The sequence below is a fragment of the Chloracidobacterium sp. genome (assembly GCA_015075585.1).
Lineage (GTDB): Bacteria > Acidobacteriota > Blastocatellia > Pyrinomonadales > Pyrinomonadaceae > OLB17.
In genome coordinates this window covers 1,699,640-1,725,031 of record JABTUB010000001.1, presented here as the reverse complement: position 1 = coordinate 1,725,031, position 25,392 = coordinate 1,699,640, and the positions used below count along the sequence as shown (strand labels likewise).

The window sequence follows — 25,392 nt, the reverse complement described above, 5'->3', positions numbered from 1 at the left end:
GGCCCAAGTGCCTACGGTGCGCAGACACCGTTGTTGCATTGTGTTTGACTAGGACATGTGTTAAGCGTCGCACAGTTTGCAGCAGAGACACATGCACACGAACCCGCGGCCATAACACTTTGCGGTGTAACCAAGGATGCGATGACCGGCAATGCTATGACCGAAGCAAGGCCGATCTTCTTAAGGACTTCGCGCCGTGACTGTCCCTTGAAATGAGTGCCGGTCCCCGCTTCCAAAAGATCGTTCTCATTGAGCTGATCAAGTGCAAGCCATACAAGGTCTTCATTAACCTTGCCGCGGGAGCTCTCTTCAAGTCGGCGAACAATGTCTTGGACCGAGTTACTGCCGTCGCAGGACTGCCATACGAGTGCTGCGGACTCATTTAGACAATGAGCCTTGTCGCGGTCAAGATCATAAACAAGCACCTCGCCGGGCATCTCTTGAATGACCAGTCCGGACTTGCGAGCTATGGGATTGTGCGAATTTTTCATCTTATCCTCCAGTAAATATTGTGAGCGTACCGAAAAGCTAACGCCTATTTTATCTAAGAATTACAACTTGTCAATAAAGAGAATGGCTTTATCAACAAAATTTTTTGCATTACTCCGCGTACTTTCAACAAAGGTAACACGAGATGCGAGTTCGTTCAAGACCTTAATTGCAAATTTCGGTGAAAATTTTAATGAGGTTGTTTGTCTCAGCAATCGCATCAGACCTTCGCCTGCTGTCAGAAGGTGCGGCCTGAATCTGCTGTTCTTCCTATACTCGAGAAACATAACGGCGCAAACGGGTGCAGCACCCTCAGCAACAGAACCGCCCAATGCACGCGGATCGGTAATGATCCGAGATGACGGATCGTCGAAGTCCCTGAGCCAAAGTTTCCGCGCGAAAGGATGCACATTGCCTGAATGGTCAATTACGGCGTATTCGTCCGAGTAATAGGTTGCACCGCGGCGCAGAAATTCAGCTACGACCGTGGTCTTGCCCGCAAAACTGTCGCCGGGGAAAAGGATCACTTTACCGTTCCAGCCAATTGCACCGCTGTGCAGGAACACGACATCAGGTGCGCGTTCAGCGATCAGCAACCGCACTCTTGTGTCGAAATACTTGAAGAAGCCTTCTGTTAATTCACAAGCCCCTTCAACTTCGCCGTCAATAGAAATAGCGGCCTGTTCTCCGACCCTGTTCAGTGTCAACAAGTTCGCGGCATTATCGGCGAGGTATGGATCACACCTTTCCAGGAGAGCACTCCGTATTATCTGGCTTCCCTTTTCAAAAAGCTCCGCGTCGTTCGAGGTGAAAGAAACAGGAACGCCGAACGAAATGAAGTCGAATGAGTATTTCTTGGTCATAACTTCCTTTCTCCATACTTCACAGAAAGCAGCAAGACGGCAAGGAACGTAATGAGCAGTACGCCGAATACGATCAGAGCACCGTACGAAAGCCCGCCGAAGAGTGCAAATAGCGTTGCCGTCCCGGCGAGTGCCGCAATAGCACCGTAGAGCGTTGCCATCGCCCAGTGCGGCCTGCCTCCGATGACGAGCCTTTGATAAAGGTGCTCGCGGTGAGCCTGCCAAACCCTTTCGCCGCGCACGAGCCGCCGAGTGATGGTAAATACGGAATCAAAAACGAATGGCCAAACAATTACGATGGAGAAGATCAGAGCTCTTGTGTCTGCGATCGGTTCACCTTTGTGTATAACGAACGGAAAAGATGACAGACAAAAGCCAAGGAAGCTGCTCCCCGCATCGCCCATGAATATCTTTGCGGGCTGCCAGTTGAACAGCAAAAATGCAGCGGAGGCGGCCGCTATAGTTGCTCCGAAGACCATCGCATTCGGCCGGTTGCCCGACAGCATTCCGTACGCGAACCAGCCAATTCCGGCAACAATAGCCTGCAGGCCTGCGATCCCGTCAATGCCGTCCATAAAATTGTAGGCGTTGGTCATCCAGACGATCCATAAACCGCCCAGGATCAAGGAAGCGGCCCCGATCGTCAGACTTACTTCTCCCGGAAATGAAAGCACAGGCATTGCTCCATAGGCAATCATTACTAAGGCTGCGGCTCCAAGATGCACCGCGAGGCGTATAAGGAAAGAGAGTGAATGAACATCATCCAGCCACCCGACAATGATCACAAGTGCCGCGGCAATTACATACCATACAGGCACGTTCACGCCGAGAAAATATGACCCTGCGCAAAATGCGATGAGTATCGTTATAGCGGCTATGACGCCGCCGCCGCGTGGTGTCGGCGTGGTGTGAGAACTCCGTTCGTTCGGATGATCGAGTATGCTTCGTGAAAGGGCAAAAGCGCGAAATTGCCATACGCCGACAAGCGTTACGAGAAATGTTGCTGCCGCTGTAACGGATATCGTCAGCATTGCGAGAGTGCCGCGAGATAATTTTCGGACGCTGTTGCGGCAGAATATTTCGTCAGTGCAGAGTTTCGCGCCCGTTCGCTCATTTCCGCGAGATCCTTCTTTGAACTAAGTATCTGATCGATCACGGTAAGCAATGCATTGGTGTTGCCCGGCCGAATATGCCATCCGACATTATCTTCGTCGATAACCGTCGCGAGTTCGCTTCGTTCGTCCGTAAGAGCCAGGATCGGTTTGCCTGCGGCAAGTATGTTGTATGTGCGGCTCGGCATCGAAACGCCCCGCATCTTGCTTACGAGCGAAACAATAGCAACATCACACGCGTTCAGGAAGACGGCCTGTTCGCTCCGCGGCCTCGGTTCAAGGACAGATACATTCTCCAACTTTCGGCCCCTAACCGAATCTTCGAGCCAACGGCGCTTTACACCCGAACCAAGGAAAATGAAGTGAATATCATTCCGAGCCTTAAGCTGCTCTGCAGCAGCAACAATGGTCTCTATGTCATTCGGATGTCCCATATTTCCGGCATAGAGGAAAACGGTCTTATCGACGATGCCAAGTTCTTGCAGTAATGTGTTCTCGCTGCGCGGACGAGGCTCGACGGTCTCAAGTTCTGCCCAATTCTGAATAATATCGATCGGTACGTCCAGACCGCGGGCCTTCTCGCTGACAAGGTCTTTCATATCACGTCCAACGACGATAATTCGTGCTGCGTGCTTAAACAACCAGCGGTTCATCAACGCGATGAACGAAGTCAGCATTGAAGACTCTTTTGCCTTGCCGACGGCGAAGAGTATTTCGGGGTAATTGTCGTGGATAAGCGGGACGTAGTTTGCCCCCCTTATCAGAGCCGCCAGAGCGGTAACGAACGGCATCGACGGCGGCGTTGTTACTACAAGGACGATGTTCCTTCGCCTGAAGCTTGCGACGGCTCTCAAGAACATCCCGATGCCGAGCGTCGCCATATTTACGAGACGGAAAAGAATGACGTTCTTATTAAGCGTGCTGCCTAAGGCTCGAAATATTTCTACACCGTTATGGATCTCATACCGGTCGGCGCGTGTACCGCGTGCGGAATAGTTAGGCTGGCCGCAGATGACCTTGACGTTGAAATGAGCCGCCATGTCTTCAGCCGTACGCGTCAGATAATATCCGGTCGAGGTCATTTCCGGATAATACAATTCGCTGACGATCCAAAGCGTCCTTTTCTTTTCGTCCGTCGCCATACTCCTTCACAGTTCTCCTATGAAGTGTGGCGTCGAAGGCTAAGGTATCCGAGGACGATCTTGCTGACCGCTTGCGATACATTCGTTGTCATATACTCTGCCGGCGGCTGCCAGTTTGCCGGCTGGGCTATCGCAAGTTCGGCTGCTCGGACGATATCTTCCGGATCGGCGCCGCTAATGATATTGCTGCCGCATTCTACCGTCTCAGGCCTCTCCGTCACATCGCGCAGAGTTACGTTCGGAATGCCGAATATCGAACACTCCTCCTGCACTGTACCGCTGTCGGTCAGCACTGCCAGCGAATTTTTTTCAAGCTTTACAAAATCGAAGAAGCCCATTGCATTCAGAAGCCGCACTCGGGCGGTGCCGGCATCAATGCCGTACTCCTTTATGCGTTCCGCCGTTCTCGGGTGAACGCTGACCAGAATGTCTTTGTCGAATTTTTGGGAAATTGCGGCAAACGCCTTGAATATCCCTGCTATACGCCGGGGAATATCAACATTCTCAGCTCGATGAAGCGTTACGAGAACATATTCGAACGGAGCGACGTTCAGTGTTCGCAGGACTCCGCTGCCGTCGATCTGAGGCTGAAAATCATCGAGTACTTCTTTTATCGGATTGCCTGTTACGAAAATCCGGTCACGGTCGATACCTTCCCGGACCAAATTCTCCTTGCTGCGCTGCGTGTACGGCATCAAGACAGTGCTCGAATGGTCGATGATGCGCCGATTGATCTCCTCGGGGACACGATCGTCGTAGCAGCGGTTGCCCGCCTCCATGTGAAAGACGGGAATGCCGCGCCGAGCGGCAACAATGGCACTCAATGCGCTGTTCGTGTCGCCGAGAATAAGTATCCGATCAGGCTTGTGTTCGGCCATAACCTCATCACATTTCGTGACGATCAGGCCCATCTGTTCGCCAAACGACGAAGAACGTATCCCGAGGTGGACATCAGGCGTTCTGACGCCAAGATCGCGTATGAAGATGTCGCTCAGGCTTTCGTGATAATTTTGCCCGGTGTGTACAGTAACGTGCTCGCTGTGCTGGTCGAGCAGCCGCATAATAAGGCTAAGTCGAATGATCTCGGGGCGTGTCCCGAATATCGTCATTATCTTCATAACTTAATTTCCGGACATGAACCGTTCGATCTCACTGCTGGCGCCGCTCAAAAGCTCGCGCAGTTCGCTGACCGAGATATTGTCGTTGCGCGATGAATATTCAGACGTCAATGCCGGCGTGATCTTGTCGATATCACGCAGCTCGGGCAGTACCGGCAGTATCACATAGTAACCGCCGGACTCGATGGTTCGAAAGCATTCTTCTTCCGACACCATGATCTCATCCACCTTTTCGCCGGGCCGTATTCCCGTAAATATCTTTTCAACCTTTGTTTCGCCCATGAGTGCATCGGCGACGTCAACTATCTTTGCGGCCGGAACTTTTGGAATGAATGTGCAGCCGCGGCGTCCGCTCCTTACCGCTTCGAATACGGTATCAACCGCGCGGTCGAGACTTAGCAGGAACCGTGTCATTTCGGGCAGAGTTATCGTGATCGGCTGACGGTTCTTTATCTGCTCTACGAACAGCGGCACGATCGATCCGCGTGAAGCGATGACATTGCCGTATCGAACGCAGTTGATCGCAACATCAGGGCGATCGCGATTTGCCTCAAGCAGAATGCGTTCCTGAAGTGCCTTTGTCATTCCCATCACGTTGATCGGCTTACATGCCTTATCGGTCGAGATGCCGACAACGGCCTCGACGGGCAGTTGGTTTTCGCGGAGCGCACGGACAATATTCTCTGCTCCGCCGATATTGGTCATCACTGCTTCATACGGAAAATACTCGCATGACGGAACCTGCTTCAGCGCTGCTGCGTGAAACACGATATCGGCATCACGCATCGCGGTTATAAGTGATGAAAGGTCCCGCACATCGCCGATGCGGAATTTAAGCTTCGATCGCGAATTCTCGTATATAACTTCGTCCGTTGCTGTCTTCCGTTCCATAAAGTCGAGCCGCATATAATGCTGCTTCGCTTCATCGCGTGAAAACACGGTTACGCTTGCGATATTTCCCATCTCGCCGGTCAACAACCGTCGAACAAGCGTTTGACCAAGCGAGCCGGTCCCGCCTGTTACAAGAATTCGTTTTCCTTCTAATAAGCTCATTTTTTAAAATTATCGTAGTCGGTGCGGTCTGCTGCCATGATCTTGATCATTTCCGGCCAAGGCAACGGCTTAAATCCGGTTGCGGCTGCAAACTTTCCGCCGTTCAGACTGCGATCTATCACCAACTCGTCGGACGGAGTGATCGTCACATTCGCGTTATATGCATCATTGATCAGCGATAAAAGCTCGAATTTATTGATCGGCTCCGAAGCTACTTGGTAAAGGCCGCTAAGTTCGGGTTGTTCAGCGATCAGATCCCCAATTATATCGGCAAAGATGATCGTTGGAAAGCCGCTGTAGATGGCGTGCGTAAAGCCTTTGACCTCGCCGCCGCGGTTGGATAGAAACCAATCGACGAGGCTGTGCGAGGTGCCTAGTTCGCGGCCGATGATCGAGGTTCGCAGCGTCAGGCAATTCGGTGCGGCCACCTCACCCAAAGCTTTACTCTTTCCGTAGAGATCAATTGCATTCGGCTGATCGTCCTCGGTGTAATTGCCTGCTTTACCGTCAAAAACACAGTCCGTACTTATGCAAATCAGCCGAAAACCCTTTTCCCGAGCCAGTTGAGCAAGTTTATGCGGAAAGACGGAGTTGATCTCAAGCGTTACAACGACATCATTCGCTGTCGGCAGCTGTTTGATCACACCAACAGCGTTGACGACGACATCGGGACGGAGATCTTCAACAGCAGCGGTAACGGAGTCGAAGTTTCGAACATCAACGCCGTCGTAGATCTTCGCTCCGTCGAAAAAACGGTATCGGTCGATCGACGAGCGGTTTGCTCGAATTGTTGCAGCGACCTCAAATCGCCCCGCAAACTGCTGGAAAAGCTTATGGCCGAGCATTCCCGCCGCACCGATGATAAGAACCTTCATTAGAAAATATTATTAGATCGTGTAACTTAACTGTTCTTTGTTAACGTGTTCCATTAACACCGTCTTCAATTATTTCTGCGTACAACTCGGCATATCTTTCAGCGACAGCACGAGGTGAGAAGCGCTCAATATTAGCAAAACCTTGTTTTAACAGCGCTTCGCGACGATCCTTATCGCTGATAACGCGTTCAAAACCCGCACGGATGCTTTTTTCATCGAACGGATCAACAAGCTCGGCCCCTCCGCCGGCAACTTCACGCGTCGGGCTGATGTCACTTGTAACCACCACGCGTGCAGCCGCTTGAGCCTCTATGATCGGAAGGCCGAATCCTTCATACGTTGAACAAAAGCTAACTATATCAGCATCGTGGTATGCCGCCAGCAGCTCATCGTCGCTGAGCTTATCAACAGTAGAATACTCGATATCGGTCTCGGACAACTCCTTTCTGATCGCTTCGTCAATGATACCGACAATTCGCAGATGGCATTTAATGCCCTTAAGCGAACGGATCAATCTAGGAACGTTCTTATTGACAACCGTTCCAAGCTGCAGAATTACGGGGCAAACCTCATTGAATTCCTTCTCGACAGATTCGAATCTTGGATCCAAAGGGTTTTCGATCACTCGGATCTTTGATTCGCAATCTGGCAGGTATTTTACGATCTCGTCCTTCGTTGCCCTTGATATTGCCGTTATGTATTTAACCCTGCGGATCGGCCAATCGACAAACAGCTTCTTTAACAAAAATCGTCTTATACCCTTACGCTCATTCATTAAGAACAGATCGTGTACAGTCAACACCGTCCGATCTTTTGGAAGGGTCAATGCGATGTAGTGGGCGGCACCCGTAAGATGATAAATGTCAGCCTTTTCCGCGTGAAAGAACAACAGGTTCTTTACTATACCCGAAAGGCTGTTGTCATACTCAAGGTTCTGAAAAGCAAAATTGAATCTTTCGGGGTCGAGCGCACCGGCCACGATGCGAAAGACCTTCTCGATGCTGACGAACATCGACGGCTTACGCTCAACGAATATAACCTTGGTCATTGCCGACGGACTCCGGAGCCTGCCGCCATTGCCGCACGGAGCATATCCTCGGAAACGACTGTCGTGCCGACATGGCTAACCGCTATTCCGGCGGCAATATTTGCCAGTTCCGCGGCTTTCCGAAGCGGGATGCCGGCTGCAGTCGCCGCAGCAAGCGTAGCAACGACCGTGTCTCCGGCTCCTGTGACATCAAATACTTCGAGAGCGCTCGCATCGAGATGGAACGTCTCGCTTCCCTGTTCAAAGAGCGTCATTCCGCGTTCTCCCTCTGTGATAAGAGCTGCCTTAAAATTCCCTTCCGCGATTAACGCTTCGCCTGCGGATGCCGTATCCGTCATGCCCGTTGCGGCTTCCGCCTCTTTTGCATTCGGCGTTATCAAATTTGCACCGTAATATCGTGACAGGTCACTGGATTTCGGATCGACAATAACGAATCTATCACCAGCGGCTTTGAAAATGTACGACAAGACGGCGCCGGTGAGAAACCCTTTAGCATAGTCGGAAATTACGATGACGTCCGCGTTATGGATCGCTGCATGAACATCATCTTCTGATATTTCTTCGACCGGATCGGTGGATTCGTTGTCCACACGCACAACGTGCTGGTGATTCGCTACGATACGCGTTTTTACGGTTGTAGGACGCCCTGATATCTCAAAAAGCCGCGGCTCGACGCGGGTTGTACTCCTGATCAGGCCTCTAAGCAGGTTACCGGCGTCGTCATCGCCTACGGCACCGATGAGGATCGCTTCGGCACCGAGGCCTGCAATGTTTGCCGCTACATTGGCGGCTCCGCCGGCATTGTCGGACATCGTTCCCAGCCGGACGACCGGAACGGGAGCCTCCGGCGAGATCCGGCTGACGTCGCCCCACCAATAGCGGTCGAGTATCACATCGCCGATGACGGCGACACGCTTGCCCGAAAATGATGCGCCGTCGATCATGCCTCGGCCTCCTCGGCGAGCAGAGCGTCGATGATCTCGCACCAAAGATGTGCAATGAGAATATGGCACTCCTGTATCCGCGAAGTTCGGGCGGAAGGAACCATTATGCACTGGTCGGTCAACGCCGCCAATTTTCTGCCGTTCGCACCGGTCAACCCGATGATGGTGCAGCCGAGCGAGCGGGCAGCCATCACAGCGGCGATGATATTCGGCGACGTCCCGCTTGTGCTGATCGCGATCAGGCAGTCGCCTTCGCACGCGAGGGCCTCGATCTGCCTTGAAAAGACCCGCTCAAAGCTGTAATCATTTGCCAATGCTGTTAGAGCTGAAGTATCGGTCGTGAGAGCGATCGCTGGAAGCCCTCTGCGCTCCGATTCATAACGTCCCGTAAATTCTGCGGCGAGGTGCTGCGAATCTGCCGCGCTGCCGCCGTTTCCGCATATCAGCACTTTTCGGCCCGATCGAAAGGTATGAAAAAGCGTTCCGGCCGTCTCGTTGATCTGAAGCCGCATGGTGGAGTTCAGAGCCTCGACCGCGTCCAGATGCTCCGCGATCGCGTCGTATTTTCCGTCAGTGTCAGTATTATTCGCAGGATCGTCTGCCGAGCGGATTGCAGCTACGATCTTGCTTGAAGAAAATCCTTCGAGCAGCGGCAGCGAATGAACCTCACCGCCATTGGCTTTTACAATATCCGCTCCGACGATCTCATTTTCGGCCCAATCGCCGCCTTTTACCAGTACGTCCGGCATTATTTCCTTGATAATGCGTGCGGGAGTCTGTTCATCAAAGACAACAACATCGTCAACTGACCTAAGGCTCAGAAGTATCTGCCTTCGCGACTCTTGATCGATGAATGGCCTGCCGCCGCCTTTTGTCCGGCGGATCGACTCATCACTATTTATTGCGACGATCAAGTGGTCGCCAAGGAGCCTGGCACGACGCAAAAGGTCGATGTGCCCCGGATGGATGATGTCGAAACAGCCGTTCGTGAATACAGTTCGCATGATCAATCGGCTTTTATCCTCAACTTTACGACGAGGTTAACAAAGAAGAAACTAATCAAAATGACCGCGAGTGTTCGGATGATCGACGGAAAGATGGTCGCGTAGAATGACTCGTAGCTGACAAGTGTCAGCAGCGGAACATAAGCCACATATTTCCACATCGACGGCGTCGGCGTTTCGACAAAAAGGCGGTAAATTATCCGTAAATAAATGCCGAGAAGGAACATTCCTATCGGTATCCCGATGGGCCCGAAATTTCGCAAAAGATCGGCGAACGGCGAAATAGCGAAAGAATTATCGCTGTAATTGAAGTAGAGTGTGCTGTACGCACGGGCGTCAGACGTCGGCGGCTTGTCGGCCCAGAGGAATCGCGGCACGAATGATGTCAGCGTGTCATTTATGATGTTATTTTCGAGACCGTAGCTCGCCTCATACGGTGCTAAACGTTCGTAGTTTGAAACAACAACCGCGACGGAGCTCAAATTTTCAACGCGATCAGCCATCGCCTGAGCACTATCACGCAACAAAATGGCCGGGTCCTGTGTTGCCAGATAGTCGATCGTCGCACCGATCTGACCGACGTAGTCGCCCGCTTCTACACGGCTTTCGCTGCCCTTGATATTGCGGAAGGATGTTCCGTAGATGATGCCTATGCAGACCGCTAGCACGATCAGTGTTCCGAAGATAAAAGAATTTCGTAAGCCGAGCTTTCGTCCCGAATATTTGAACGCCATCGCGATCGGAAACATGCTTAGGACAAGTCCGCTTCGGCTGCCTAGCAGTGCGGCACGGAATGGGATGAAAAGGATCAGCACGACGAGGACGATATAATAAACCCCTGTTTTTCTGCGGGTGCTGAATATCGCAAGCCACAAAAGCATACTGCCTTCGGACAAAAGGACCAAAAGAAAGTAGATCAGCGCGTCGTACGTACCATAATCCGTAACACGCTGATAGCCGATCAGGCCTTGGACGAATCCGATAAGATTTACGCCGATACCGGCCAAAAGCAGAAGGAGGCCTGCTGCCCATACCCGCGATGGCTGCCATTGCCAATTCGGAAGCCGAACCTCGAGCCTCTCAGCGATAAAACGCCCTATGGGCACCGCGTATCCGGCAGTCAAACCGATAAAACCGACTGAAATATAAACGAGGCTGAGCGGAAGGTTATATTGAGGATCGTCAATGAAAACAAGGAAATACGGATCGACCAAATGGAACGCAACGATCACTCCTCCGATACAGAACGCAGGGAAAATATAGCTCCATGCGGCAAAAACAAGAGGGTGGAAAGGGTCGAATTTTCCTTTGAAATATAGGTACAGGCTTGGAGAAAGTACGACAACGCTCGAAAGCAATGCCCAAGGCAGCAAATAATAATCGCTGAGTGTCCCGGCGAAGCCGTCCTCGAGCCAAACGAACCAGACGCCGAGCAGCAGCATCATGCCCCAAATAATGACGATCGGCATCACTAGGCCGCCGCGCCGCTTTCCGGCATCAAGATCTGTCGCTCCGAAAGAACGCATAAATAACGATTATCGTTTTATCGCCTCGTACGGGCAAACTCTATCGGTCATTTACAGCGGAGTTCAAAGAGCAAACGGCAATGACGCCGTCCGCAACCTGCGGCGAGAATCTTACCGCCGTGTCATTTATCAGATTCAAGTACCAAGGATTGTACGGCCTATGCTCTATTCCCAGATCGTAGAACTTGAAGTCGTCCACCCTAAGTCCTGCGCGTTGAAGCACTAAACTTAGAGTCTTATACGAGTAATAGGCGACGTGATCAGGATGAACCATCTCATTCGTTCCGCCTTTGCCGCGCAGAAAGTATGTCGCAAAACGCATCGCACAATATGCATTTATCGTAGTGATGACGAGTCGTGTTCCACTGTGCATAAATCGTTGGATGCCGGTAAGGAACAATCCCGGATTTGAAAGGTGCTCGATCATTTCACCCGCAATGATCACATCAAAGGTCGTGTCAAGATCAACTTCCTCAAGCTTCTCAAGATCCGCCCGGTAAAGATTCTTGCTCCCGTTCGCGGCAAGCGTATCAATACCCTCTTGATCGTAGTCAAAGCCATAGATCTCGGACGCAGCCGCTTCGAGAGCATTGTGCAGGAGCATACCTTGATCGATGGATTCCTGCGTATACGGATGATTCGTACAGCCGAGGTGCAGTACCTTGCGGCCGTTCGCTTCACTCTTGATAAACTCAACTCTCTGAACAAGTTCCATTACATTTTATTAACTAACGCCTTAGAAAGCTTCGGACTACATCCAACTCCTCTTTGCCGATTAACCCGCTGACGAAGAGCGTTGCCATATACGCGACACCTGCGCCAGCCCACGACGCCAGCAAGGCCGCCCAGCTAAGACGTAAATTGTCGGCAACGGCATATTCTGCGGCCGCCGCCGCCGTGCCCGCGATGGCGAGTACAAACACTATTCTAAGCCAGAATTTCCATAACACTTCCTTGAAGAATAGCTTTTCGATCAAAAAGATCGATATGAGCATTGACGAAAAGCCCGCTGCCCGCGCCGTTGCGATCCCCACATTGTGATAAGTTGATGTCAGGGTCAATATCAGCGAGACAGCCACGATCAAGCACACGGAAAAAATCGCGAGATTAAGTTGAGGGCGGCCAAGTCCCTCGGTCATCTGCCACGCAACCGATTGTATCGCTGCGGCACCGAATGCGACCATTTGAAGCACAAGGAGAATTGACGAATTATCGGCAAAATCCGGGCCCATCCAAAGATGCAGAAAGCCTTTCGAGTTAACGCTTAGAGCAATTACGATGAAAACGACGATCAGCGCGATGATCTTTGTTGCCTTTGTGTAAAGTTTCAGCAGACGCTCACGATCTTGCCCGAACTCGCTTGCAAGTGGAAACAGTACGAGAACAAGACTCGATACGAACGCGTGGAGATAGATGCCGAACGACATCGGCACTACGTAATAGGTCAAGCTCTCGGTACCGAGCCGCTTGGTTATCCAGCCGCGTTCAAATAGTAAGAACGCGTTAGCCAGCAGCTGATAGCCGACAATTCCCGCATTGAAGCGGGCGACCATTATGAGCGTTGCGCGGTCGAGTGTGGGGACCAATGTGAACTCCGGAAGATTTGCTTTTGCCGTTATAGCGTAAACCAAACAAAAGACAAGGCTTACGACCAAATTCCATCCGAGAAGGACGACTAGATCGTAGCCGAGCAAAGCGAGCGCGAGGTTGCCGCCGATAGTAAAAAAACCGTTCGCGGTGTAGATCTTTGAATAAAGATCAAAGCGGTGCAGGCCTTGTACGATCGAGCTGAACAACTGGTTCATCATTGCGATGAAGATCGTTGCGGAAGCGACGTAAAGAGCCGTTACCGTTTGCTGCTGAGCGTCAGCCTCGATCTGAAAAATATCGCTTGTCAGCCAGTTCGCAAGCAGGCAAACGATCACGACACCGGATGCACCGACCGTTACCGCAAAGAAAATACTGGCGGAGATCACTCGCTTGATCTTTTCAGACTCACCCGCGACACGATATTCCGCAATATACTTTGTGATAGCGCGGCCGAAGTTGAAGCTGAACGAATACCCGATAAATGTCAGCACGAGAGCATAGATGCCGTAATCGCGATTGCCCAAGGATCGGACGATCACCGGTGTGGCGACAAAGCTGAGGCACAGCGGCAGGAACCACGTCATCGAACCATAAAGGACGTTGCGCAGGATGCTCTTACCTGTATGTTGCGGTACGGCGTCGCTCATATTCTGCCGAGTGCCTCGTTATAGGAGTCAATGATCGAGTCGGCCACACGGCGCTCATCAAAATGCTTCAGCACGTATTCTTTGCCCTCCGTTGCGAGCCGCGAACGAAGGTCGGGGTCGCGGTCGAGGCGAAGTATCGCGTCGCAAAGAGCTCCGGCATCACCCGGTTCGATCAGTAAGCCGGTCTTTTCGGGAATAATGGCCTCGGGTATCGCATTGATGTTGGTCGAGACCGACGGCAAGCCCATCGCCATCGCTTCGAGCAACGCAATGGGCAGGCCCTCAACATAACTTGCAAGAGCAAAGGCATCTGCGATGCGAAAATATCGCAGTATGCTGTGGCGATCGTGTCCAACATCGGCACTCAAGATGTGGCGGAACTTGTCGCCGAGTTTAAAGCTGTCTATCCGATCAGATTCTTGCTTATTCGGCGCGTTGGGCGAAAGCCAGATGAACGAGATATTGTCGTTGGCCGCAACGGCCTTGCTCGCGGCTTCGAGGAAGACCCACCGCCCTTTTCTGTCTATGAACTGGCCGACACACAGTACGACAAATGCGTGCGGACGGATGCCAAACGCTCTGCGTTCAGCGTCGCGATCGAATGCCGCGGCCGACGCCTGCTCGATCTCGGCGGGATCCACAGCAGTGTAGGTAACCTTAATTTCCTCAAAGAAACGGTTCGTGACCCACGCCTTCAATCCGTTCTTCGTGTCATTATTCGACGCAAAGATGTGAAATCGCGGAAGGCGCGAAACAGCCCGAAGACGCAGACGCCATATCAATTCACGTAAGCCCGAAGCACGCGGCATTATATTATGCATCGTTAGAAACGTGTTGGACCTGCGAAGAGCCAGAGCGGCCAGCAGTATCCACGACTGCCACGGTGCTGTTTCGATATGAAGGATACTTCTTGAAAGATCGTACTTCAAAAGGTATCGGAAGGTCGATGCCTCAGTTTTGATACGCCGCCACTGTCTGCGCAATTTCCTGACGATACCCGGAGCCGCATTCATATCAAGCGAAACATCGCGAAGGTCGTAGCGTATCCCGAGTGCGTCAAGGAAACGGAAAATATCCGGCATTGAATCACGCGGCAGAGCGACGGTTATGTCGAACTCTTCGCGCGCCTGCTTCATAACCGCGAGGAGATAGACCTGTGCTCCGCCCCACTCGACGTAGTTCCAGAGAAAGATGAGTTTTCGCTTACTCTCAACCATCAACGACGGCGGACGCGAATGTTTCGGCGAGCGGCCTCTCCTCGCGTGTCTGTGCCCATTTGCCCTCTATGTTGTGGCCGATCAAAAGACGCAGAAAAAATATCGGAACAGCGAGAAGCCCGAGGAATTTGTTCGGTGCGCCGCCCATATTCGCATTGATGCGCCGACGCAGGCTGTACGGGCCGGTCGGCTTTGAGAAAAGCTGCGTAAGCTTTTCTGATATCGAGAGCGTGCGAAATCCGCTAACCTCGTCGTTAGGTTTGCAGAAAACCTTCGCACGAGGTTCGATCAGCAGGTTCCATCCGCGGCGGCGCATTCGCGGCGTATATTCGGCATCGCCGTACTGAACCAGCTTCTTCTCGTCCATCAGCCCGCACTCGACGATCGCAGCAGCGGGAAAAAGGACACAGTTGCCGACGATAAGCTCGACCCGCCATGGCTTTTTCGGCACTGTATCGACGGTCTGCTTGTACCAATGGCGGAAACCGCCGCTGAAGAACTCGAATCGCGGCGAGACCTGAAATATGTGGCCGGCACGATCCCGATCGATAAGCAAAGCACCCACGACCGAATGCGGATGGCTTTCCGCACATTCTACAAGGCTTTTAATGCAGTGCGGATCGAATGTTTGATCGTTATTTATCGCCAGAACATAATCGGGTTTGTGCGGAAGTGCCGCTTCAATGCCTCGGTTCGTTCCCGCAGTGTACCAAAGGCTGCCGTCGCCCTCGACGATCTCAACCGCGGGAAACTCCGAACGTACGGCGTCCGCCGTTCCATCAGTGGAGCCGTCATCTACGATAATAACGTGCAGATCCAGTCCGTTCCGCTCCGATCGTTCGATACTGCGAAGGCACTCGAGGGTTTCTTCGCGGCGGTTATGGACGGGCGTAACGATCTCGACCTTAAGTACTGTGCCAACGGTCATATCTCCCTCTGGCCTGTGCCTACCGCCAGACAATCGGCATCGACCATTATCTTTACAAGATCGCTGAAGTGAGTCTTTGCCTTCCATCCGAGTTCCCTCTCGGCCTTTGAGGCGTCGCCTATCAAAAGGTCAACCTCGGTCGCCCGCAGGTACGCGTCGCTCAACTCGACAATTGTATCGCCAGCCGAAATATGAGTGCCGCTGCCCGAGAACTCGGCGAGCCTGTCGGCGTCGATCTTGGCAACGACGCCGGTTTCGCTCCGGCCGCATCCCTTCCATTCGATCGTGATGCCAAGGTGTTTGCAGGCTTCTTCTACAAATTCGCGAATGCTGTGCGTTTCACCCGTTGCCAAAACATAATCGTCGGCCTTTTCAGACTGGAGGATACGCCACATTCCATCGCAGTATTCCGGAGCATAGCCCCAGTCGCGCTTCGCATCGAGGTTGCCGAGCGTGAGCTTAGCGGCTTTGCCGCAAACGATGTTCGCAAGCTGGTGGGTGACCTTTCGAGTAACGAATGTCATTCCTCGCCGAGGCGATTCGTGGTTGAAAAGGATACCGTTACTCGCAAAAATGTCGTACGCCTCGCGGTAATTAACTATCGACCAATACGCGAATAGTTTTGACACGCCGTAAGGCGAACGGGGATAGAAAGGTGTCGTTTCACGCTGCGGGACCTCTTGGACCTTGCCGAATAGTTCCGATGTTGACGCCTGATAGAATTTCACCTTGCGAAGGCCTGTTTCGCGGATCGCATCAAGGAACCGAAGTGTGCCGAGTGCATCGACCTGTGCCGTATAATCGGGTATCTCGAATGAAACCTTTACGTGGCTCTGTGCCGCAAGATTATAGATCTCATCCGGCTCTATCTTTTCAAGCAGACGATTCAGGCTGCTTGGATCGATCAGATCACCATAGTGAAGGAAGAGTTTCTTATCAAGGATCTTATCGTCCGAATATAGGTGATCGATCCTGCCGGTGTTGAACGAGCTCGACTTTCGGATGATGCCGTGTACCTCATACCCTTTTTCGAGTAGGATCTCCGTCAAATAACTGCCGTCCTGGCCCGTTATGCCCGTTATCAGTGCCTTTTTCATCTATTGTCTTTTCGCGGCGGTAACTCTTATCGCCTTTGTGTTGAAGATACCAATCGTAAATGCGCTTTAGTCCGACCTCAAGCGGGGTTGTTGCCTCCCAGCCGAGTGCCGTCATACGGCTGACCTCAAGAAGCTTCTGCGGCGTTCCGTCAGGCTTCGAAAGGTCAAAGCTTATCGCGCCGTCAAAGCCGACCGTACGTTTTACAAGCTCGGCAAGCTCTGCAATTGAAACGTCCGTTCCCGTGCCGATGTTCAAATGTGTGATGCCGCGGCTGTAGATGTCGTTCGCATCTACGCTTTTCATCAAATGAACGACAGCCTCGGCAAGGTCATCGACATATAGGAATTCCCGACGCGGGCTTCCGCTGCCCCAAATGAGTACTTCACTGTGCCCGGCATCCTTGGCCTCATCGAATTTGCGGATAAGAGCCGGGATCACGTGCGAGCGCTCAAGGTCAAAATTGTCGCCTTCGCCGTATAGATTTGTCGGCATCACGGAAAAGAAATTGCATCCGTGCTGGCGGTAAAAGTTCTCGCAAAGCTTGATGCCGGCGATCTTTGCGATGGCATAAGGCTCGTTCGTTGTTTCGAGCGGACCGGTCAGCAATGCCTCTTCGCGCATCGGCTGTTCGGCAAGTTTCGGATAGATGCAGGAACTGCCAAGAAATACCAGCTTCTCCACACTGCGCTCGAAAGCCGCGTGGATCACGTTGCTTTCGATCATCAAATTATCATAGATAAAATCCGCTCGGTACGTGTCATTGGCCAGAATGCCACCGACGCGTGCGGCCGCGAGAATAACGATCTCAGCACCGCTTTCTGCAAAGAAAGCCCGTACCGCTCTTTGATCTCGAAGATCCAGTTCAGACGAGGTAGGTTCGAGCCGGTTTCGGAATCCTTGACGCTCTAGCTCCCGGCAGACCGCGCCGCCAACCATGCCGTTGGCACCGGCGACAAAGATCTTCTTGTCCTTCGAGACCATAATTTCGGATAAACAAGCGGCACGGACGAAAGGCGTCCTTTAAGAGAACACGCCGCAGTTGTTCGACGGTGTGCTCCCCGAGCCAAATGTTTTTGAGCTACTCGTCGCGATGGTAGCTGTCGCGATGATAATAGCTCTGGTAGTAGTAATAATTGTCCTGTGCCCGCAGGTTAACGTTATTCAGAACAACGCCGAAGACACGGGCGCCGATATCGTTAAGGAGCTGACGTGAACGCCGTACAACTTGCCGCGAACTCTTGCCCGAGTGAACTACCAAGATCACGCCGTCAACCATTGATGCGATCAGCACGCCGTCTGTGAACGACGCGATCGGCGGTGAATCCACCACAATATGCGTGAATTTCTGTGACAGGAGCTTGAGCAGCGTATTCATCTGCTCAGAACCTATCAGCTCCGCAGGGTTCGGCGGTATCGGCCCTGATGTCAGCAGATGGAGCTGAGAGTCGGCATCGAATTTGACCACGTCATCAATATCCTCCGCACGAAGCTCGCTCGAGAGAAGTGTACTAAGTCCCTCGCCGTTCGTAATGTTGAATACCTGGTGCAGACGCGGCCTGCGCATATCGGCGTCGATGATAAGCACCTTCGCACCGGTTTGAGCGAGCGATATTGCGGTATTCGTGGCCGTCGTCGTCTTTCCTTCGGAAGGAAGGCTCGACGTAACAAGCAAGGATTTCGGCGCGTGTCCGGCTGTTGACAGCAGGATCGATGTTCTAAGCTGGCGATATGCTTCGGCAAGCGAAGAATTCGGATCGTTGTAGATCAGAAGCTCGTTCCGCGAACTATCCGGTTCCTCGTCCTCACTGCCTACGAGAAGAAGCTTCCGCTTCGGCACGGTGTCAATATTCGGGATCGCAGCGAGTGCCGGAAGCTGCAATAGGCTCTCGATCTCCTCGGTCGTGCGGATCGTATCATCAAGGTACTCAAGGAAGAGAGCCAAGCCCATTCCGAACAAAGTTGAAAGTATCAAAGCGGCCCCAACTGTCGTAAGACGCCGCGGCGAAACCGCCGTGTCCGGCGGGATCGCGATCTCAGTTACGCTGATATTATTGTCGCTTCCCTGTGACGCGACATCGTTGCCGCTGACCTGTTTGCGAAGGTTCTCGAGAAAACCCTTGTTCGTATCAAGCGTTTGCTGCAAGAGGCGCAGCTTTACAGCGCCTTGATTCTGGCCCTGAGCCTGATCATACTGCTGATTGAATGAGGAGCGGATCTCGTCCTCATGCTGTTTTGCCTGAAGGTATTTTGTTTTCAGATTCTCGATCAGCGTTTGCCGCGCACGGCGGCGGAATTGATCCAGATCAGCTTGGAACTGCTTTTGCGCCTTATCAAGTGAATCTTGGAAGCTTGCTATCTGAGCATCGACCTCTTTAACCTCAGGAGCGCTCTCCTGATATTCCTGAAGCAATCGAGCCCTATTGGTACGGAGGTCAAATATCCGTTTCATCGTATCGGCCTGGAATGACCGCAGATTATTCTCTTGCTCAGTGATGAAACGGCCCGAAAGCTCCTCGACCTGTGCAGTAAGCCTGTTAGGGTCGGCCTGCACTGTTTGGTAGTTCGCTTCGGCGTTCTTGCGCTCATTTTCAGCGTCCAAAAGCTGTTTGTTCAGCCCCGCAAGACGCTCTATAACGATGGTTTGATCGCCCGTACCAGTCTTAAGTATGCCTTCGTCGCGGGTCAATTCCTGGAGCTGCTCCTCACCCGACTTGATCTCGGCCTGAAGGCTGGCAATACGTTCCTGTAGAAAGTCGTTGGTCTTTCTGCTTGTGCCGGAACGCTTCTCCTGATTCATTTCGGTGAACGTCTCGGCTATGCCGTTGGTTACGGCGGCCGCAAGCTGAGGATCGGTGTTTGAGAACTTCAGCTCTATCAGGCGTGTATCCTTTACGGTTACACGCGATTCGCGAACCGGCTCGATCGACAGGTTCTTGCGGATCGCCTCAACAAAAGGCGCGAGGCGCACGGCCTCTTCGATCTCGGCTGTTGATGCTAAAGAAGAATCTGCTGTCGCGACATCGTCACCGGATCTTTTGGCGGGGCTGCTTGCAAGCCCCAGAGCGCGCAGGGCACCGCGCCACCACGACGTTTGGCCCTGTGTGGCAGCATCAATAAATACCTTATTCGTATCAAGGCTGTGCTCTTTTATGACGCGGCGAAGCACATTGTCGCTGTAGAGCAGTTGAAGCTGTGTATTGAAATATGACGGATCGGGATTCGATATCGGCCGCTGGCGATCGGACGTAACAAGGTCCGGATTGTTCTGCTCGAGATCTACTTGAATGACCGCACGAGCCTGATAGATGTTCGGCTTGCGTGCCATATAGATGGCAACGAGCGTCGTAACCAGCACCGCGATGCCGATAACAAGCCAAAGGCGTTTTCGTATCGCTCGCCAATAGTCGCCAAGCTGGAAGCCTTCTGAGCCCGCGCTGTCGCGATATTGCGGATAGCGGCCCGATCCGGCGATCGCCGGTTCATACCGAGGTTCCAGTTCCGTTGAGCCTTCCTGCGGGTTGGCAATGATGCTGCGTGGTTCTTTCATAAAGGCTCAAGCTAAAATCCGCGGGCAAAAATGCCCGGCACTCCGTTTTGGAGCGTGCGAACGATGCCGTGCATGATCGCCTTTTTATCATCCCTTGAAACTGCAACAATATCGTTCGCCTCAAGATAAGGGTCCTTTGCGGTACCTTTTTCGATTGCCTTGAGATCAACGACGATCTCCTCGCGGTCGAGGCTGTCCGGCTTCTGCCGCAATATCCGTACGGAATCCTTGTCGGTTGCCGACTTTAGGCCCTTTGTCGAAGCGATGGCCTGCGTCAGCGTGATCGGTTCGCGGACGAGTATCTGTCCCGGTTCGACAACGTTACCGTAAACGAACACATTATCCGCAGGAAGCACCGACACGATATCGCCGGGTTCCATGATCAGCGTTCTCTTGCCCTCCTGAACGTCACGGATCTTAAAGTTCATCAACGCAATGTCGTCATCATCCTTGCTAACCGGAGCCTTGTCCCTGCACGTTGTCGTGTTCCCGGGCCTTGCAACAAGCATCCGCGTGCCGGCTTCTTTATTCGGGCCGCCGGCAAGTGCCAATATTTCAAGCAGATGCATGTGTTTGGTAACGAAATAGCTCCCGGGTTTTTCAACCGCGCCAATGACCGATATGGGCTGGGACTTCTGCTCGGCGACCGTCACCGTTACAAACGGATCGACCAAGTATCCGACCTTATATGCGGCCATTATGTCGTTCGCGAGTTCCGCCTCCGTCTTACATACTGCGGCGATGCGTTGATTCAGACGCGCAACGCGAATAAAACCGTCGGGTGATACGGTCTGGCGTATGTTAAGATCGGGATGCCGATATACCTGAATGTCTATCACATCCTGAAAGCCGATCCGGTAGCGATCGGCCGCATTATCCGTAATAACGGCTCCGCCTTGCTGGGCAGCGGCAAAACCGGTGCCAACCATCAGCAGGAATGAAACTACGGCAAGGTGTTTAAATGACTTCATATCTTCCATCCAAGATCAAATTCCGACTCGGGAAGAGTACTGCAACATCCGGCCGATGATACCGCTTGAAAGGCCATATACGCCCAACGATAAACGCCCTGTTTGCAAACGGTAATAATATCAAAGGTTGTGTTGTTTTGAAACACCGATATTGCATCTTTCCGCAATTTACTAAAACTTCCAAACACGTGCATAATTGAGCGGAATGGAAAAAGTGACGCCAATGCTCCGGCAGTATTTGGAGATCAAAAAGCTGTATCCGGGATGTATCTTATTCTTTCGATTGGGCGATTTTTATGAAATGTTCAACGAAGACGCGATCGTCGGCTCGCGCGAACTCGAAATAACCCTGACCGCACGCCAGAAGGATACACCGAATCCGGTCCCGATGTGCGGCGTTCCGCACCATGCGGCCGCTAACTACATTGCGCGGCTTGTCCGCAAAGGTTACCGCGTTGCGATCTGTGAACAGGCCGAAGAGGCGGGCAAAGGCGTAAAGCTTGTAAAACGAGAGGTGGTGCGTGTGATCACGCCCGGAACCGCGATCGACCCTCAGCTTGTTGAGCCGCGCGAACCGGTCTATTTGGCCGCGATCTCGGGCAGCGGCGATTCTTTCGGAGCGGCGTTTCTCGATGTTTCCTCCGCAAATTTCGTATCAATGGAAGAATCGGGCCGCGGGTCGTGGGATAAGGTAATGGAGCAGATGAACTCGTTTGACCCGCGCGAGATCCTTTTTCCGCGTCGATTGGAGAATATGGTTGTTGCCGCATTCGGCAGAGGAAGTGGCGACCTTCCGTTCAACGCACCGAATACGGGCGGCGACGCTCGCGTGTTGACACCGCTCGACGATGATCGTTTTGCTTTTGAGGACGCTGAAAGGCTGCTTAGATCGCAGTTCGCTGTCGCGGATCTGAAAGCTTTCGGGCTTGGAGGACGAAAGGAGGCAGTTACGGCCGCAGGAGCCTGTCTAAGCTACGCTCATGAGACACAAAAGAGCTCGGCGGCTCATATCACCTCGGTCGAGTATCTGGCGGCGGACGAAATAATGATCGTGGATGCGGTCTCGCTGAAGAACCTCGAGATCCTCGAAACGCGCGGCGAATCACCAAAGCGGACACTGTTCGGCGTACTGGATAATTGTGTTACAAGCATGGGTTCGCGGCTGCTTCGGCAGTGGCTTTTGCGGCCTTCGCTTAAACGCAGCGAGATACAGACACGTTTGGCAGCCGTCACCGAGCTGTCCGACACTATCTTCCGCGAGCAGATTCGCGTCCTGCTCAAGGGTGTCAGTGATATCGAGCGGCTCACGGGACGCCTCAATCTTGGTACCGCAACACCGCGTGACCTTACGGCATTGTGCGGTTCCCTTTCTCAGGTGCCGCAAATTCACAATACGCTCGCAGATGTGAATGCCCTTCTGCTTCAAGTTCTGTCCGAGAATATTTTCGAACTGCCGGAGATCACCGAATTGATCTCGCGGGCGATCGAGGACGACGCGCCAAATAATCTGGCTGACGGCGGAGTTATTCGCGAAGGCTTCGACAGCGAACTCGACGAACTCAGACAGGTACTCTCAGGCGGTAAGCAGACGATCGCATCCTTTGAGGCGAGAGAACGTGAACGCACGGGCATCGGAAATCTGAAGATCAAATTCAACAGCGTCTTCGGCTACTACATTGAGGTTTCAAAAGCTCAGCTCGATCGCGTCCCCGCTGATTATGAACGTCGGCAAACGGTCGCTAATGCAGAGCGATATACCACGCCGCAACTGAAAGAATGGGAGCAGAAGGTACTTAGCGCCGAAGAAAGGATCGTAAAACTTGAGGCCGAGTTGTTCCATCGGGTTCGATCTGAGGTTTGCTCCGAGACAAAGAAGCTGCAAATAACGGCAAGGGCGCTTGCTACGCTCGATGTGCTTTGTTCGCTCGCCTTTGCGGCTTCGGCGAATAATTACGTTTGTCCGACGCTTAACGACGGAGACGCGATCGAGATAGAACGCGGCCGGCATCCGATCGTCGAGACCTTCGGTTCGGGTTCGTTCATACCGAACGACATCGTGATGAACAATTCCACGGATCGGCTTCTTATCATCACAGGTGCAAATATGGGCGGCAAGTCAACGATCTTGCGGCAGGTTGCCCTGATCCAGGTTATGGCTCAGATCGGTTCGTTCGTTCCTGCGGCAGCGGCAAGGCTTCCGATAATTGACCGGATCTGGACACGTGTCGGAGCATCGGACGATCTTGCCTCCGGCCGTTCGACATTTATGGTCGAGATGACCGAAACGGCTGAAATACTGCATAATGCAACTCCGCGCAGCCTCATTCTGCTCGATGAGATCGGACGCGGTACATCGACCTTCGACGGACTCTCTATTGCATGGGCCGTTGCGGAATATCTCCATAATTCGCCCGAACATTCGGCGAAGACATTGTTCGCGACACATTATCACGAGCTGACCGAGTTGGCCGAAAACCTTCCCGGGGCAAAAAATTATCAAATAACGGCAGAGGAGAAGGACGGTGAGGTCGTATTTCTGCACAAATTACAACCGGGAAAAGCGTCAAAGTCGTACGGGATAGCGGTCGCCCGCCTTGCCGGCCTGCCGCTGCCCGTTGTTGAGCGGGCTAAAGAGGTGCTGAAAAAGCTCGAGCGATACGAGCTGGCGGTTTTTGCTGATGACAAAAGGAACGGACTCGCAAAGGCGGCGGGCCGGCACGCGGCATCGCAAGTCTCGCTTTTCGCTGTTGCAAATGAGTCGGCGATCGACGCGATCCGCGAGGTTGAGGTCGATGTGATCTCAGCTGATGAAGCAAAACAGCTTCTGGCAGAGATCAAACAAAAGCTTGTGTGAGGTTAAGATGGCGAACAGAAGAGATTTCTTAAAAGCTGCGGCGATAGGCTTGACGGCTTTGTCGGTTGACGGTCATTCGGGCGAGGGATCCGAGAGGTTTCGACGGCCGGTTGTTGTTTCAACCTGGGACAGCGGAATGAGCCCGAATGCGGCTGCGTGGGAAGTGCTTTCGAAAGGCGGCAGGGCGCTCGATGCTGTCGAGAAAGCGGGTAACAGGAGCGAAGACGAGCCGAGCTGTTGTGTCGGGCTTGCGGCACTTCCCGACCGCGACGGCATCGTAACCCTCGATGCCTGCATTATGGATGAAAATGCGAACATCGGTTCGGTCTCATTTCTTGATCGGATAAAGCATCCTGTCTCAGTCGCCCGCCGCGTAATGGAAAGAACGCCGCATGTAATGCTCGCCGGCGAAGGAGCAAGACAGTTCGCTGTCAGCGAGGGTTTCGAGCTTGAATCAGGTGATCTGTCGCCCGAGTCTGAAAAAGCATGGAAGGAATGGTTGAAAGGGTCTAACTACAAGCCGTGGCAAGTAAGCCCCGGAGGCAAAGCCGGAAGCACTTCACAGTTCGCGCCTGCGTTCTTTGCCGATGGAACGCCCAACCACGATACAATGGGCACGATCGCGATGGATGCGAAAGGCGACCTTTCGGGAATGGTAACGACCAGCGGCCTTGCCTACAAAATGCACGGCAGGGTCGGTGATTCGCCGATCATCGGCGCAGGGCTGTTCGTGGATAATAAGATCGGTGCCGCAACGAGTTCCGGTGTAGGTGAAGAGGTGATCCGTATCTGCGGCACGCATACGGTCGTTGAGCAAATGCGGTTTGGAAGGACGCCTCAAGTAGCGTGTGCCGAGGCAGTCCGTCGGATCGTCGAGCGTATGGGTGATTCTGCAAGGTCGATCCAGGTCGGTTTCGTTGCACTCTCAAGGTCAGGTGAGGTCGGAGCTTACTCAGTGACGCCGGGCTTTGTGTATTCGGTCCGAAACGCGTCTGTCAATAAGGTTTTTGCAGCTCCAAGCCATTTCAAGCAGAACCATCCGGCCTGAGCCGATCACCCGAGTAAACGTGAAAGTGCAAGTGTTTTGAGTCCTGATAATGCCCGAGGTTCGTGAGCACACGGGCTGCACCGTGCTGTTCCACCACACTTGCAGCGACCTTTCGGGCAACTTCGAGCAGTTCCAGGAGCAGGTCGTTGTCATCGATCGTTAACAAAGAGCCGATGTGTAGCTTCGGAATTACGACGATATGCGTTTCCCAGAAGGGCCTTGTATGGTAATAAGCCAGGACGTTCGCGGTCTCAGCAACCTTCTTTACGTCAATTTGCCCGCTCAAGACGTTCTCGCAGTAGAAATCTTCGGTCATAG

General features: G+C 52.8%; 22 protein-coding genes and 1 pseudogene. 2 read left to right on the top strand and 21 right to left on the bottom strand.

The annotated features are described in order from the left end of the window. Positions 1-11: 11 nt before the first annotated feature. The 20 genes and pseudogenes from HS105_07970 to HS105_07875 form a co-directional block, all read right to left on the bottom strand. Positions 12-491 (bottom strand): PqqD family protein, encoded by a 480-nt coding sequence (locus tag HS105_07970; protein MBE7516524.1) that lies wholly within the window; start codon positions 489-491, stop codon positions 12-14. A 60-nt stretch (positions 492-551) separates the two neighbouring features. Next, complete coding sequence (locus tag HS105_07965; GenBank protein MBE7516523.1) at positions 552-1,352, bottom strand: hypothetical protein; 801 nt, start codon at positions 1,350-1,352, stop codon at positions 552-554. Further along, positions 1,349-2,383 (bottom strand): glycosyltransferase family 4 protein, encoded by a 1,035-nt coding sequence (locus HS105_07960; GenBank protein ID MBE7516522.1) that lies wholly within the window; start codon positions 2,381-2,383, stop codon positions 1,349-1,351. The genes HS105_07965 and HS105_07960 overlap by 4 nt, the downstream gene beginning before the upstream one ends. After that, positions 2,377-3,606, bottom strand: a complete 1,230-nt coding sequence (locus HS105_07955) for a glycosyltransferase family 4 protein (GenBank protein ID MBE7516521.1) — start codon at positions 3,604-3,606, stop codon at positions 2,377-2,379. The genes HS105_07960 and HS105_07955 overlap by 7 nt, the downstream gene beginning before the upstream one ends. Positions 3,607-3,623: 17 nt before the next feature. Continuing rightward, on the bottom strand, positions 3,624-4,724 hold the full coding sequence (gene wecB, locus HS105_07950; GenBank protein MBE7516520.1) for a UDP-N-acetylglucosamine 2-epimerase (non-hydrolyzing): 1,101 nt from the start codon (positions 4,722-4,724) through the stop codon (positions 3,624-3,626). Between the two features lie 3 nt (positions 4,725-4,727). Continuing rightward, positions 4,728-5,777 carry a polysaccharide biosynthesis protein gene (locus tag HS105_07945; GenBank protein MBE7516519.1) on the bottom strand — a complete coding sequence of 350 codons (1,050 nt, stop codon included), beginning with the start codon at positions 5,775-5,777 and terminating at the stop codon, positions 4,728-4,730. Beyond that, on the bottom strand, positions 5,774-6,652 hold the full coding sequence (locus tag HS105_07940) for an SDR family oxidoreductase (GenBank protein ID MBE7516518.1): 879 nt from the start codon (positions 6,650-6,652) through the stop codon (positions 5,774-5,776). The genes HS105_07945 and HS105_07940 overlap by 4 nt, the downstream gene beginning before the upstream one ends. Before the next feature lie 40 nt (positions 6,653-6,692). After that, complete coding sequence (locus tag HS105_07935) at positions 6,693-7,700, bottom strand: glycosyltransferase family 4 protein (protein ID MBE7516517.1); 1,008 nt, start codon at positions 7,698-7,700, stop codon at positions 6,693-6,695. Continuing rightward, positions 7,697-8,644, bottom strand: a complete 948-nt coding sequence (gene rfaE1, locus HS105_07930) for a D-glycero-beta-D-manno-heptose-7-phosphate kinase (GenBank protein MBE7516516.1) — start codon at positions 8,642-8,644, stop codon at positions 7,697-7,699. The genes HS105_07935 and rfaE1 overlap by 4 nt, the downstream gene beginning before the upstream one ends. Then, on the bottom strand, positions 8,641-9,156 hold the full coding sequence (locus HS105_07925; protein ID MBE7516515.1) for a D-sedoheptulose 7-phosphate isomerase: 516 nt from the start codon (positions 9,154-9,156) through the stop codon (positions 8,641-8,643). Before HS105_07925 ends, rfaE1 begins: the two co-directional genes overlap by 4 nt. Positions 9,157-9,246: 90 nt before the next feature. Continuing rightward, positions 9,247-9,648 (bottom strand): annotated as a pseudogene (locus HS105_07920) (adenylyltransferase/cytidyltransferase family protein). A gap of 2 nt (positions 9,649-9,650) precedes the next feature. After that, positions 9,651-11,174 (bottom strand): hypothetical protein, encoded by a 1,524-nt coding sequence (locus tag HS105_07915; protein MBE7516514.1) that lies wholly within the window; start codon positions 11,172-11,174, stop codon positions 9,651-9,653. Between the two features lie 40 nt (positions 11,175-11,214). Then, complete coding sequence (locus HS105_07910; protein ID MBE7516513.1) at positions 11,215-11,889, bottom strand: methyltransferase domain-containing protein; 675 nt, start codon at positions 11,887-11,889, stop codon at positions 11,215-11,217. Between the two features lie 13 nt (positions 11,890-11,902). Further along, the gene (locus HS105_07905; protein MBE7516512.1) at positions 11,903-13,411 is read right to left on the bottom strand and encodes an oligosaccharide flippase family protein; all 1,509 of its coding nucleotides are present in this window, start codon (positions 13,409-13,411) and stop codon (positions 11,903-11,905) included. Continuing rightward, on the bottom strand, positions 13,408-14,628 hold the full coding sequence (locus tag HS105_07900; protein ID MBE7516511.1) for a glycosyltransferase family 4 protein: 1,221 nt from the start codon (positions 14,626-14,628) through the stop codon (positions 13,408-13,410). The genes HS105_07905 and HS105_07900 overlap by 4 nt, the downstream gene beginning before the upstream one ends. After that, positions 14,621-15,556: a glycosyltransferase family 2 protein gene (locus tag HS105_07895; GenBank protein ID MBE7516510.1), complete on the bottom strand. Its 936-nt coding sequence runs from the start codon at positions 15,554-15,556 to the stop codon at positions 14,621-14,623. The genes HS105_07900 and HS105_07895 overlap by 8 nt, the downstream gene beginning before the upstream one ends. After that, entirely contained in the window at positions 15,553-16,653 is a 1,101-nt protein-coding gene (gene gmd / locus HS105_07890) for a GDP-mannose 4,6-dehydratase (GenBank protein MBE7516509.1), read from the bottom strand. The genes HS105_07895 and gmd overlap by 4 nt, the downstream gene beginning before the upstream one ends. Continuing rightward, positions 16,574-17,635 (bottom strand): GDP-L-fucose synthase, encoded by a 1,062-nt coding sequence (locus HS105_07885; GenBank protein ID MBE7516508.1) that lies wholly within the window; start codon positions 17,633-17,635, stop codon positions 16,574-16,576. The genes gmd and HS105_07885 overlap by 80 nt, the downstream gene beginning before the upstream one ends. Positions 17,636-17,732: 97 nt before the next feature. Beyond that, positions 17,733-20,201 carry a polysaccharide biosynthesis tyrosine autokinase gene (locus HS105_07880; GenBank protein ID MBE7516507.1) on the bottom strand — a complete coding sequence of 823 codons (2,469 nt, stop codon included), beginning with the start codon at positions 20,199-20,201 and terminating at the stop codon, positions 17,733-17,735. 11 nt (positions 20,202-20,212) lie between these two features. Beyond that, on the bottom strand, positions 20,213-21,172 hold the full coding sequence (locus HS105_07875; GenBank protein ID MBE7516506.1) for a polysaccharide biosynthesis/export family protein: 960 nt from the start codon (positions 21,170-21,172) through the stop codon (positions 20,213-20,215). A gap of 205 nt (positions 21,173-21,377) precedes the next feature. Here HS105_07875 and mutS point away from each other — a divergent pair, with 205 nt between their 5' ends. Both mutS and HS105_07865 read left to right on the top strand, forming a co-directional pair. Then, on the top strand, positions 21,378-24,026 hold the full coding sequence (gene mutS / locus HS105_07870; GenBank protein ID MBE7516505.1) for a DNA mismatch repair protein MutS: 2,649 nt from the start codon (positions 21,378-21,380) through the stop codon (positions 24,024-24,026). A 7-nt stretch (positions 24,027-24,033) separates the two neighbouring features. After that, on the top strand, positions 24,034-25,074 hold the full coding sequence (locus tag HS105_07865; protein MBE7516504.1) for a N(4)-(beta-N-acetylglucosaminyl)-L-asparaginase: 1,041 nt from the start codon (positions 24,034-24,036) through the stop codon (positions 25,072-25,074). On the opposite strand, the gene HS105_07860 is transcribed toward HS105_07865, so the two are convergent. Continuing rightward, complete coding sequence (locus HS105_07860; protein ID MBE7516503.1) at positions 25,052-25,390, bottom strand: HIT domain-containing protein; 339 nt, start codon at positions 25,388-25,390, stop codon at positions 25,052-25,054. The genes HS105_07865 and HS105_07860 overlap by 23 nt on opposite strands. Between the last annotated feature and the right edge of the window lie 2 nt (positions 25,391-25,392).